Origin of the sequence: Leisingera sp. M523, assembly GCF_025141335.1 — a bacterium.
GTDB lineage: Bacteria > Pseudomonadota > Alphaproteobacteria > Rhodobacterales > Rhodobacteraceae > Leisingera.
The window spans coordinates 2,762,002-2,774,361 of record NZ_CP081036.1 but is presented as its reverse complement, the minus strand read 5'-3'; the positions used below and the strand labels follow the sequence as shown (position 1 = coordinate 2,774,361).

At 57.3% G+C, this 12,360-nt stretch carries 9 protein-coding genes and 3 pseudogenes; 7 read left to right on the top strand and 5 right to left on the bottom strand.

Translation table 11 applies throughout. The features are described 5' to 3' along the window. Positions 1-140 precede the first annotated feature (140 nt). The 5 genes from K3557_RS13635 (at position 141) to K3557_RS13615 (ending at position 5,612) form a co-directional block, all read left to right on the top strand. A complete protein-coding gene (locus K3557_RS13635; RefSeq protein WP_259994544.1) occupies positions 141-1,184 on the top strand; it encodes an amino acid ABC transporter substrate-binding protein in 1,044 nt (347 codons plus the stop codon). An 18-nt stretch (positions 1,185-1,202) separates the two neighbouring features. Next, a complete protein-coding gene (locus tag K3557_RS13630; protein WP_259994543.1) occupies positions 1,203-2,408 on the top strand; it encodes an amino acid ABC transporter permease in 1,206 nt (401 codons plus the stop codon). A 112-nt stretch (positions 2,409-2,520) separates the two neighbouring features. Then, on the top strand, positions 2,521-3,783 hold the full coding sequence (locus tag K3557_RS13625; RefSeq protein ID WP_259994542.1) for an amino acid ABC transporter permease: 1,263 nt from the start codon (positions 2,521-2,523) through the stop codon (positions 3,781-3,783). Positions 3,784-3,868: 85 nt separating this feature from the next. Further along, entirely contained in the window at positions 3,869-4,588 is a 720-nt protein-coding gene (locus K3557_RS13620) for an amino acid ABC transporter ATP-binding protein (RefSeq protein WP_259999639.1), read from the top strand. A 67-nt stretch (positions 4,589-4,655) separates the two neighbouring features. After that, a complete protein-coding gene (locus tag K3557_RS13615; RefSeq protein ID WP_259994540.1) occupies positions 4,656-5,612 on the top strand; it encodes a hypothetical protein in 957 nt (318 codons plus the stop codon). Positions 5,613-6,010: 398 nt separating this feature from the next. Here the strand turns inward: K3557_RS13615 and K3557_RS13610 are convergent. After that, a pseudogene (locus K3557_RS13610) lies at positions 6,011-6,289 on the bottom strand (transposase domain-containing protein); the annotation flags it as partial. A 14-nt stretch (positions 6,290-6,303) separates the two neighbouring features. Between K3557_RS13610 and K3557_RS13605 the strand changes: the two are divergent. Then, entirely contained in the window at positions 6,304-6,693 is a 390-nt protein-coding gene (locus tag K3557_RS13605) for a hypothetical protein (RefSeq protein ID WP_259993787.1), read from the top strand. Then, positions 6,690-8,777 carry a recombinase family protein gene (locus tag K3557_RS13600; protein ID WP_259993711.1) on the top strand — a complete coding sequence of 696 codons (2,088 nt, stop codon included), beginning with the start codon at positions 6,690-6,692 and terminating at the stop codon, positions 8,775-8,777. The genes K3557_RS13605 and K3557_RS13600 overlap by 4 nt, the downstream gene beginning before the upstream one ends. Positions 8,778-8,783: 6 nt before the next feature. On the opposite strand, the pseudogene K3557_RS13595 reads toward K3557_RS13600, so the two are convergent. The 4 genes and pseudogenes from K3557_RS13595 to K3557_RS13580 form a co-directional block, all read right to left on the bottom strand. Next, positions 8,784-9,964 (bottom strand): annotated as a pseudogene (locus K3557_RS13595) (transposase); the annotation flags it as partial. A gap of 62 nt (positions 9,965-10,026) precedes the next feature. Beyond that, a pseudogene (gene tnpB, locus K3557_RS13590) lies at positions 10,027-10,320 on the bottom strand (IS66 family insertion sequence element accessory protein TnpB). Positions 10,321-10,370: 50 nt separating this feature from the next. Then, the gene (tnpA, locus tag K3557_RS13585; protein WP_259994539.1) at positions 10,371-10,748 is read right to left on the bottom strand and encodes an IS66-like element accessory protein TnpA; all 378 of its coding nucleotides are present in this window, start codon (positions 10,746-10,748) and stop codon (positions 10,371-10,373) included. A 197-nt stretch (positions 10,749-10,945) separates the two neighbouring features. After that, complete coding sequence (locus K3557_RS13580) at positions 10,946-12,310, bottom strand: ABC transporter ATP-binding protein (protein WP_259999637.1); 1,365 nt, start codon at positions 12,308-12,310, stop codon at positions 10,946-10,948. Positions 12,311-12,360: the final 50 nt, after the last annotated feature.

Here is a 12,360-nt window from a genome sequence, read left to right as displayed (position 1 = left end):
AGGCCAGCAGAACTTCACTGAGGGCTGTCTCGAGCAAACACCAGACCAGGAAAATGCTCAGACCATTCAGTGAATTTAGTGAGCTGAGCTTCGAGCTGTCATTTGGGTAATGAACATGAATTCTTCCAACGGAGGGGAAAATGAAGAACCTGTTTTCAATGCTATCCTGCGCAGCAATGGCGGCTGGGGGACTTAGCATTGCGGCTCCTGCAGCTGCGCAATCCACCCTTGAAACCGTAAAGGCCCGAGGTCATCTCAACTGCCAGGTTGGGCCGCCGCGTGCAGGGTTTTATCAACTGCTCGAAAGTGGCGACTGGGAAGGCAGCGATGTAGCGGTCTGCCGCGCAATGGCCGCCGCGATCTTCGGAGACCCGAACAAAGTTGAGTTCCAGTCCGTTTCAGCATCCGTGCGCTTCACATCTCTTGCCAATGGCGAATCTGATGTGCTTTCCCGGACAGCCACCTGGACTGTTGGTCGTGACGCAGCCCTGGGCATCGATTTTACCGCACCGGTGTTCCACGATGGCCAAGGTTTTCTTGTGCGCAAAGACAGTGGTATCAAGAGTGCTTTTGATCTGACAGGTGCCACGGTTTGCGTGATTACCGGGCATACTTCGGAAGCGACCCTTCAGGATTTCAGCCGAGCTAATAATCTGGATATTCAGGCTGTTGCGTTCGACGATTCCGCTATCGTCAACGAAACCTACCTGAATGGCGGGTGTGATGCGATCACCACCGACAAGGGGGTTCTTGCCTCAGAAGCCCGTGGTTTCCCGGATCCGTCCGAACATGTCGTATTGCCGGAAATCCTGAGCAAAGAGCCACTGACACCTGCGGTTCGCAATGGTGACAACCAGTGGGGCGACATCGTTCAGTGGACCGTATTTGCGCTGATCAATGCCGAAGAACTGGGCATCACCCAGGCGAATGTCGAAGAGATTGCAGCCGATCCGCCTAACCCGCTTGTTGCCCGTTTCCTGGGCGCCGAAGGCGAGCTGAACACGGGCCTTGGTCTTCCAAAGGACTGGGTTGTGCATGCGATCAAAGCTGTTGGCAACTACGGTGAGATCTACGAGCACTATTTGGGTGATGGTCGTCCCGAGGCGCTGGGTATTCCCCGTGCAGGTTCTGCTAATGCGCTTTGGACCGAAGGCGGTCTGATGTTCTCACCCCCTTTCCGTTGATCTGAAAGGAACCTAACAATGGCAACCACTTCACATAGCCGCACCGTGCCTGTTAAACCTCCCAGAAAAGAGCGTTTTACCGCTGCAGGTATCAAGAGCATCTTCTATCAATGCGCTGTCGTCGGAGTGGTTGCATTGATGGGATGGTATCTCTACGACAACGTATCGAGGAACCTGCAAAACCTAGGGCTTGCCTCTGGGTTCGGGTTTCTCGACATCGAAGCACCGTTCGATATTTCCTGGTCGGTGGTGCCGTATGAGCCTGGGGACAGCTACGCCCGGGTGTTTGCAATAGGGATCACAAATACACTGATTGTCGCCGCGATGGCGATTGCGGCCTCTACCGGACTTGGCTTCCTGATCGGTATTGCGCGTCTGTCAAGAAACTGGCTGATCTCGCGTCTGGCGTCAGTTTATGTCGAGGTTGTACGCAATACACCTGCACTCATTCAGGTTCTATTCTGGTTCCTCGCGGTCTTCTCGATCCTGCCTAGGCCAAAAGACGGGGTTGATGTGGCCGGATTGGGGATTTTGCAAGTCAACAACCGCGGCATCTACTTTCCGCGCGCACTGCCGCAGGATGGGTTTAATGTCACATTACTTGCGATTGCGATTGCTGTTGTTGCGGCGATCGTGTTGGGAATTTGGGCGCGGAGGCGCCGCATCCTGACTGGGCAACGGTTTCCAGTGGCTCTCGTAATGCCTGCAATATTGGTGCTGTTTCCCGCGACGGTCTTTGTGCTGACCGGGGCGCCACTGAATTGGGAAATCCCGGTCTTGAAGGGCTTCAACCTGACTGGCGGGATCTCCTTTCCCCCAGCAATGTGCGCGGTGGTTCTGTCGCTGTCGATCTATCACGCCGCCTATATCGGCGAAGCCGTGCGGGCCGGGATCATGTCGGTCAGCCCGGGGCAGGGAGAGGCGGCTTTTTCGCTTGGGATCAAGTCAAGTTGGTCGATGCGGATGATAGTTCTTCCGCAGGCGCTGCGCGCGATTGTTCCGCAACTTATCAGCAACTGGATGAATGCCGTAAAGAACACGTCGCTTGCCGTGGCAATCGGCTTTCCCGACCTTGTAGCCCTGTTCTTGCAAACCTCGCTGAACCAGGTGGGATATGCAGTCGAAATCGTGGCCATGGTGATGATCTTCTACTGTTCGGTCAGCATCACGATCTCGCTCTTGCTCAACTACTACAACAAACGCGTTCAGCTGAAGGAGCGGTAAGATGTCAGATACCCCTAATTCCACAGCGTCGCCCGTGTCCGCAGACGCGATCATTTTCCAACCAAAACCTGCCAAGGCACCGCCCTCGGAAACGGTTGGTCCCATCCATTGGATGCGGGAAAACCTGTTCTATTCCTGGCTGAGCACAGCGATCACATTGATCGGCCTGTACTTTATCTACACAACCGTGACCGGCCTGTATCACTGGGGCGTGGCCGATGCCGTTTGGGAGGCGTCAAGCCGCCGCGAATGTCTTGATCAAAGCCCGCATGGAGCCTGCTGGGCCGGTATCTCCGCCTGGTACAACAGTATCATCTACGGCCGTTATCCTGACGAAGAGCAATGGCGGATTAACCTCGCCTTCGGTTTGCTGATCTTTTGGATGCTGCCGATCTGGCTGGAGAAAGTACAGGCACGCGCGTGGTTTGGCATCTCTGCCGTGCTGATCTTCCCGTTCCTTGCTGGTTATCTGTTTGCGGGAGGCGCGCGCGGCTGGTTCATGCAATTCGCATTGCTCGGCGCGATTGCCACATTGATCTGCAACTGGCTGCATGCGGTACTTTGTGTGCTGACCGGAAATGGGTTGCCCAAAACCGCTGTGGCCCTGTTGGGAATGACCAACAAACCAGATCGTCTGCATAAATATGCCCTGGCGACAGTGGTGGTTGTGATCTTCGCCATTGTCTACGCATTTTTTGGATCGTGGGAGCCTGTGCAGGTCAAAACCAATCTCTGGGGCGGTCTGTTCCTGACATTCGTGATTGCTGGGATCGGGATCACCGTGTCGCTGCCGGTGGGCATCCTTCTGGCACTGGCGCGGCGTTCGGAATTGCCTGCGGTCAAGGTTTTGGCAGTCAGTTTCATTGAGCTTGTGCGCTCTGTCCCATTGATCACCGTCCTGTTCATGGCTGTGACTATGGTGCCCTTGTTTCTGCCGCAGGGTGTTGAGTTGAACAAGCTGGTACAGGCCATCGTCGGTGTCTGTCTGTTCTTCTCAGCTTATATGGCTGAGACCGTGAGAGGCGGGTTGCAGGTTGTTGCCGTCGGCCAGACCGAAGCGGCCAAGTCGCTCGGGCTTGGGTATTGGAAAACCATGTACCTGGTTGTGCTGCCGCAGGCACTCAAGGCGATGATCCCGAATATCGTCAGCAACTTCATCGCGCTTTTCAAGGATACGACGCTGGTCTCAATCATTGGCCTTTATGACATGTTGCTGATGCTCAAGGCGATTGGCCGGAACTCATCTTGGATCGGACTGCATCACGAGCCGCTGATCTTTGGCGCAGCCATCTACTTTATCATCTGCTTTGCGATGTCAAAATATAGTCAACACTTGGAAAACGTTGTCGGTGGCGGCGCCTCAAACAAGCGTTGATCCGGGAAAGTAAGGAATGAATATGACCCAGCCACTTCAAGCCAATCCGATCAACAGCGAAGCGACTGCAGAAGCTGTCATCGAAATGAATAATGTAAACAAATGGTATGGCGAATTCCATGCCTTGAAGGACGTCAATCTGACAGTAGCCCAAGGGGAACGTATTGTCATTTGCGGCCCTTCGGGGTCAGCCAAGTCGACGCTGATCCGGTGCATAAACCGGCTGGAGCAATACCAGCAGGGTGAGATCTACGTGCATGGCAAGCTGGTCGAAGGGCATGCAAAAAGCGTTGATCCTTCTGTCAGCGATGTTGGAATGGTGTTTCAGCAGTTCAACCTGTTTCCCCATCTGACCGTTCTGGAAAACTGCATCTTGGCGCCGATGTGGGTCAAGAAGATGCCCCGGCGCGAGGCGGAAGAGATTGCCATGAATTACCTCGCCCGGGTGCATATTCCCGACCAAGCCGGAAAATATCCCAAGCAGCTTTCTGGTGGACAGCAGCAACGGGTCGCCATTGCCCGTTCGCTTTGCATGAACCCCAATATCCTGCTGTTTGATGAACCGACCTCGGCGCTTGACCCTGAGATGATTTCGGAGGTGCTGGAAGTGATGACAGAACTGGCAGAATCGGGGATCACGATGATCTGTGTGACACATGAGATGGGGTTTGCCCGCCAGGTTGCGGACCGCGTCGTGTTCATGGATGCAGGTGAGATAATTGAAGAGCAGCCGCCGGAATCCTTCTTTGACAACCCCCGAACAGATCGTACTCAACTGTTCCTGAGTCAGATCCTCGGTCACTGAAAATCGCCCTCCTGAACAGGTGGCTGTCAGGGGCGAACCTTGCCAGCCGCTGCGGAAATCAAAGCAAATGAATCTGCGTGAACTGCGGTATCTTTCCAAGTCGGACGTTCAGTCTCTGGGGCTTTCATACTCCGAGATTGCTGATGCGATCGCCAAAATTCTGCTCAGGAAACAGAACAATGCAGCATGGAACAATCCGAATTCAACCATCAGCCCATATGAAGGGACGCGGTCGATTTCGTTCCATGCGGCTGCGTTAGATCCCGCATTTTCGGTTCACAAAACCTTGGGCCTGTCCCGTGACAACAGCGCACGTAACCTTCCGCATCTCGGGGGGCTGATAAACGTCCATGACGTGCATACCGGGCATCCGGTTGCCATTTTGGAATGTGAAGAAATTACCGGGCTTCGCACGGCTTCGCTCTCCCTGCTGGCCTCCCGGTATCTTACACCCCGCCGCAAAGCCCAGACTATTGGCTTTGTCGGGGCAGGGCGGCAGGCTTCATTCCATCTGGAGGCTTTTCTGTCTGAATTCGACCTTAGAAAGGCAATCCTGCTTGGCCGCGAAGGCGGCAGCTGCTGCCGCTTGGCCGATGAGTGCCGCTCCAAAGGCTTGACGGCATTGGTGACGCCGGACTGGCAAGAGGTGTTGCGAAGCGCTGATATTGTCGTGACCTCCGTTCCGGACGGACCCGGTTTTAAGCCATTTTTGGACGCGTCGCTCCTGTCCGAGGCATCGTTTGTGGCTGCCGTTGATGCCGGTCGGTCGTGGACTCCCAGCGGTCTTGGCTCTTTTGATGAGCTAGTGGTCGATGATATCCCGTTACACAATATGAAACCCTACGTGACCGGGGTGAAGCCAGACGGAGATCTGACCAGATTGGTCTGCGGCACACCGGGTTCAAGAGGATCACAAAGATCCGGGTTTTTCTTTACTGGAATTGCAATAGCCGACCTAGCAGCCGTTGAATTGGCACTGCAAAAAGCTAAGGTCATGAAGGTGGGCACGGTTCTGCAGCGGTGATGAAAGTCCACAGTGCCCGAAGGCTTGAAAACTCAGGTGCCGTCACATTTGCCCGGGGCATTTTGCGCTGCTGAACGGATGATCTAACTCCACTTTTGTGGAGCTATTCGTAACCGTCCGGTCTGAAAGCGGTATGATCCCGGTTCCGTCAAATACGAAGGTCTGGATTGCCGTCGGCATCACGGACAACCGTCGCGCCCTCAACCATCGTCTGGGCAACCATCTGACGCTTGAAATCGTGAGGATAGTTCCGCTGGCCTCTCTTCCGGCCCATAGAATAGTGACCACTACTTTTTTGCGGACGTAACCGAGGCTGGGTACAATCTGGGCTATGCCATCGTCAGCTTCCCCCATATCGCAGATGGCGTTCCAGGTAACCGCCCCATTGGTACCGCAGCTTATGCGGCTTGACTGTCGGTGACGGAGGTCATCGGCGCGCAATTCCAGGGCAGCAGTTCATCCATCCTGATAATCCTGTGATCGTGGATACGGCCGAGAAAGTCGGCGAGGTAAGCCTGCGGGTCGAGGCTGTTGAGCTTGGCGGTCTTGATGATGGTCAGGGTTTCGGCACCTGTGTCTGCCCCTGCAAATAACCAATTCTTCCTGGTCAGGGCCAGTTCCCGTTCATTCTGCCCATGTCGGGCAAGTTTACCGGGTTCATTATCGATGGCATGCCTATTTTGGCTCGGACGTGAAGGTTTTCCGCACGCTCAATCGCTGTGATGGCCAACATGTTGGGATCGAGCGCGATGCGGGGATCGCGATCCTGGCACCCGCTTGGATTCTGGATGCTTCGGTTTGTCAGAGTTTCGAGCTTGGCGCACCTTTGGTGTCCACGGATGCGCTTTTCGAACTTCATTCGGTTCTCGGGCACCTCGGTTTCCGGCGAGGGTTGAATGGTGACGGGTCACCCATGGAGGCCCCGAATGAAGCATCACAGATCCTCGACACCAGCCCAGTTGCCGCTGCCGTTATCGCCGGCACCATCGCTGACGGAACCGGAATACCGGTCGATGGTGACAGCCCTGGCGCAATTGCTGCTGACCGCGGCAAAAGCCGGTCCGGGAGGGCACAGCAATGAATGACATGGCCCTCACGTTTCCACCGGAACTGCTGAAGCGTCAGGCGGTGATCTACGTGCGCCAGTCGACGCAGAGCCAGGTTATGACGAACCTCGAAAGCCAGCGCCGGCAATACGATCTTGTCGAGATGGCCCGCGGATATGGATTTGCCGGGATCGATGTCATCGACGACGACCTTGGTGTATCGGCCAGTGGCTGTCACGCCCGCCCCGGCTTCGAACGGCTCGTGGCCATGCTGTGTTCGGGCTCGATCGGCGCCGTCTTCTGCCTGGAAGTATCGCGCCTGGCCCGCAACGGCCGCGACTGGCATCATATGCTGGAGCTTTGCGGCCTGGTCGATGCGCGTGTCGTGGACCATGACGGCGTCTACGATCCGCGTCATCCCAATGACCGGCTGCTTCTGGGCATGAAGGGCAGCATCAGCGAGTTCGAGCTTGGCGTCTTGCGCACGCGCATGGTTGAAGCCGCCCGCGCAAAAGCGCGCCGCGGAGAGCTGCGCTATACCCCGCCGACCGGCTATCTGTGGGATCGTGACGCTGGGGTGATGTTCGATCCCGATCTCCGGATCCAGGAGGTCGTCCGGCAGATCTTCTGCCGGTTTCGCGAGCTTGGAAGTGCCCGGCAGGTACTTCTGGCCATGTCTGCCGAGGGCGTTCATTTCCCCAGACCCTCCGATGGTATCAGATTGACGAGCTTCGAATGGCAGCCCATTCGCTACCGCAACGTGATCAGCGTGCTGAAGAACATGTTTTATGCGGGCGTCTACGCCTATGGTAAGACCGGCCGGCAAGCAGAAATCCGGGACGGGCGCGCGCATGTCACTTACAAGAACCGCAAATCCCCCGAAGACTGGGATGTGGTGATCAGGGATCACCACCCCGGCTATATCGATTGGGAGGAGTATGAACGCAATCAGGCACAGCTGGCCAGGAACGCTTTCGGGCGCGCCGGCGGGGTCAAATCCGGTCGCGGCGGCGGCGCGCTTCTGGCCGGCCTCCTCTGCTGTTCGAGATGCGGGCGGCGGCTGCATGTGGTCTATACCGGCCGCAGTCCACGCCCTGTCTACCGCTGCGACACCCCCAACCTTCTTCTGGGACAGAAGCGCTGTATCACCTTCGGCGGGTTCCGGGCCGACAAGCTCATCACCGAGGCCGTTCTTGAGGCCGTGGCGCCAATTGCCATCAACGCCGCTATCGAGGCACGTGCCATGTTGAGCCAAGCCGTGGAAGACAAGCGGCTGGTGCTCGAGATGGAGTTGCAGCAGGCCCGGTACGACGCATCTCTGGCGGAACGGCGCTACGCCGCCTGTGACCCGGATAACCGTCTCATCGCGGCGGAATTGGAGAACCGATGGGAAGAGGCTCTGGGACGTGTTCGAAGCTTCGAGCAGCGCCTGAATGCGGAGATTGCCGCAGTCCCGGACGTGGATGTCACCCGCCTGGAGGGGCTGGCGCAGGACCTTGAGGCCGCCTGGGCGGCTCCGGCGACCTCCATGCGCGACAAGCAACGATTGCTCAGAACGCTGATCGAAGACATCGTGGCGGATATCGACGACGATACAGGCGAAATTGTTCTGGTCGTCCACTGGAAAGGCGGCCGGCACACGGAATTGCGCGTCAAGAAGCCAAAGAGCGGCGAACACAATGCCCGCACCAGTGAAGAGGCGCTTGGAGTCATTCGCGAGATGGCAGGACGCTGGCCGGATGAGTCGATTGCTGCCTGTCTAAACCGCATGGGAATGCAGACTGGCCAGGGCAAGACCTGGAATGCGAAACGCGTTTCATCCATCCGGCGTGTGAATGACATTCACGGATACCTGTCTGCTGACAAGGATGGCCCGTGGCGCACAATGACCGAGGCAGCGAAAGAGCTCGGTGTGACCAATCACGTCATCCGCAAACTGATAAAGGACGGTATTCTGCCCGCAAATCAGGTGGTCGATGGCGCGCCGTACCAAATCCGGACGGCTGACCTGCATTCGGATAAGGTCAAAAACGCTCTCGCACGGAAAGGACGCCCGTGTCGCGCTGACCTCGACGACCAGCTATCAATGTTTCCAAGCGCTTACGAAGGGGGTGCATAATGACCAACCAACTGCGATCGGGCGCAGGGCGCGTTCGGTAGGGTTGTTGTCGATGGCCACACGCCCGTCGGACAGGAACAGGCTGAAGGCGACCCGACGGCTCAGACCATAGCGGAAGGCTTTGGCCAGATCGCTTTTTCCCGGAATGCGCAGGAGCTGTTGTTCGGACCAAGCAAATAAAGCCTCGACGTTTGGGCGGCTCAGCTTTTGACGTGCCGCTTGACGGACGTCAGCGGGTTGCTCGTTGATGTCGCGTTCGATGTCGTAAAACTTGCCGATCCTGTCGAGCGCCTCGTGAGCGATCTCGGTTTTGGTCGAGGTCCAAAAGTCGTGGAAGTCGCGCCGCAGGTAGGCCCAACAGGCCGCTTCGCGCAAACGCGGCGGCCAGCCGTCAGGCTCGGGCTCATAGAGCTTGGCATAGCCCTTGTAGCCGTCGGCCTCGATCCGTGCGATCAGCGGCTGGAGAGTATTCATGGCTCGCCCGCACCAGCCCACCAGCGTGCTCTCGGGAATGTCGGCCCGCATTCGGGTGAAGATCTCGTGCTGGCGATAGAGGGGAAGGTGATCGTCAAACTTGGAGACCAGAACATGGGCCAGCAGGTTCGGCCCGTCCATGCTGCCCGGGATCGGGCGGCTGGGTGCTGGTTCCTGCACCATCCGCTCGCAACGGCGGCAGGATTTCTTGATCCGGGCGATCTGGATCACCTTCATCTGGGCCGCGATCATATCGAGCAATTCACTGACGTCCTCGCCCACCACCCGCAGATCGCCGCCACAGTCGGGGCAGCAGGTGCCAGGATCAAGCTCGCGGCGCTCGCGCGGGGTCGCATCCGAGACACGTGGCCGACGGCGCAAAGGGGGCGCATCGGCAGCCTCTGGAGACGGTTCATTTTGGCCCTCGTCAATGGGCGCGTCATCGCCTTCGGCCACGGCAATCAGCAGGTCTTCGAGCGCCAGTTCCAGCTGCTCGATCTCGCGCTCGACCTTTTCCGAGGACTTGCCGAAGGCCAGTTTCTGCAACTTGGCGATCCGCAGGCGCAGCGCTTGAACCAGTTGACCATGGACACGCAATGTCGCCGACATCTTGGGCTCTCTGCCTTGATCCGAGCATTTTTCACCTGCAATGCCGCGATTATCGGCTTCAATTCAGCGGGATCATCAGGCAGGTTTTCAGCAGGTTTCGACATGCGCCTGGCTACCAAAAATCAGGCTAAGGCGCCATGTAAATAAAGCAAATACGGTCGCAAAATCACCCGGCCCGCGCAGGCGGAGCGCCCCAATCCGGACGCCGCCAGCCGATGCCTTCCCAGAGCATCGCGAGCTGTGCCAAGGTCAGCCGCATCGCCCCATCCGCGGCACTCGGCCAAGGGAAGTGGCCCCGCTCCAAAACTTTGCAGTAGATGCAAAACCTTTGGCCATCCTAGAACAGAAGCTTGTTTCGATCCCCGCGGCGACCCCGAAACGCAAACATCGCTCCACTGGCAGGCTTTGGCCGCAAAACATCCTGGGTCAGCGCCGCCAATCCTGCTATTCCCTTCCTCATATCCGTCACGCCACAGGCAAAGTTGACGCGAACACCGGTGCCCGGACCGATCATGCCGCTTCCACCGCGCGGATCAGGGCTGTCAGCGCGGCCGGGTCCACCGTGCTGTCAAAACGCAAGCTGCGCCCACCTTTCAGGCGCAATTCAACCGCAGTCGGTTGTGGCGCCTCAGCGGCCGGCGGCGCCATCGGCACTCCGGACGCAACCGGAATATCCAACGGGTAGAAAAGCGCCCCGGCATCGGGCGACCGCAAACCTTTCTTCTTCAACTCATGCCGCCAGGCGTAAATCTGTTGCCGCGTAATCTCGTGGCGCTGCGCCACTTGCGTCACCGTTGCCCCGCCAACACCAACCGACATGACAATTTCGAGCTTGTCCTCGTCGCGCCAGAAACGCCGCCGCGCCACCTCAAGAATTTCGCTGCGCATCGATGACCCCCGAATAAGACACGTCGTTAAACACGTGTCTCACATCTTCAACCCATGATCAGGCAGGCGCTCCCAATGGCGCGGCTACCGTTTAAGCGCGATTGATCGTCAGTTTGCGGGCGCTTCACTATAATGCCCCGTAAAGTCGGTCGACACACGCATAGGACCGCGGCCCAACAGGGCCGCGCAGCCATCTGTCAGAACGTGCTTACTCTCTGCTCCAGCAGCCCCGATTTTGTAAACTCAAAGAACCGGTCCGCCCGCTTTTGCAGAACCGTTTTGTCGTGTGAGATAAGCAGCACAGCGGCTAATGTCTGGGCCGCATAATCAGCAATAATATCGATAGCCAGGCGCTGAATTGACATATCCAGGCGTGATGACGGCTCATCGCAGACCAGGAACCTCGGCTGCGCCAGCAGAACCCGGACAATCAGTAACCGCTGCAATTCTCCACCGCTGAGCTGGTCAGGGCGCCGCAGCAGCACGGACGGATCCAGGTTCAGCTTGGCCATCAGCGCCGATTTGGAATAAAATCCCGTCCCCGAGGCCGGTGTCAGCTTGTCAAATACATCTCCCAGGATAATGTTCGGCGGAAATGCATTTACCGGGTTCTGAAACAGTTTCTGAAACTTGGTGCGCTCGGCACGGATCAATTTTCGGTCCGCCGTTTCACCAAACCAACGGACCGAACCAGAGGATGGCTTGAGCAGCCCTAGGCATATATCCGCCAAAGTGGACTTACCTACTCCGCTCGGCCCCAACAGCCCAACAACCTCCCCCTCACGGATATCAAGCGTTGCGCCATTGACGACCGGGGCGCCCTTGGCAAACTCAAAGGTCACATCCTGAATACTAAGAACCGGAGCTGCATTGTTTTCCGTTCTGATACATTTCTCGGGCCACATCTGCGGTTCACTTTTGATCATGGCCTGCGCAGCCTGGCTACCCGACCCGTTCAAAATCTGCGCAGCATCGCCCTGTTCGGCAATTTTGCCCTGTTCAAAAATAACCAGATCGTCTGCCAGATCGCGCGCCACATTCAAATCATGCGTAATAATCACCAGCCCACGGCCGGTTTGCTTAAGCAGCTTAAACAGCTCGATGGTGCGTAGCTTGCTGGTTTGGTCCAGACCTTTGGTAGGTTCATCCGCAATGACAAAACTGGCGCGTGCGGCCAGCGCCATCGCAATCATGACACGTTGTTGCATCCCCCCGGACAGCTGCCCGGGAAATTTCAAACCGTCCGCTGGTTTCAGGCCAACCTGTGCAAACAGATCCTCTGTTGAGGCCCAGGGGCATCGCGGATCACGCCGCCAGCGCAGGATTTGCACCAGCTGCTTTCTCACGGGCATCGTGGGATCAAGCGCCGCCGCAGGCTCCTGAGGTAACACAAAAACATGATCGCGCCACAGCGGTCCAGCCGCAGGCTGGTGATCCAGCAGAATGTCACCGCTCACCTTCAGGTCTGGCACCGGTAGCCCGGACAAAGCGGCTGCAAACAGGGATTTACCAGACCCGGATCGACCTATGACACAGCATGTCCGCCCCTGTGTAAACTGCATTTGCGGCACATCCAGAGACAGCTGACCAGCTGACAGCGTCATATTGCGGA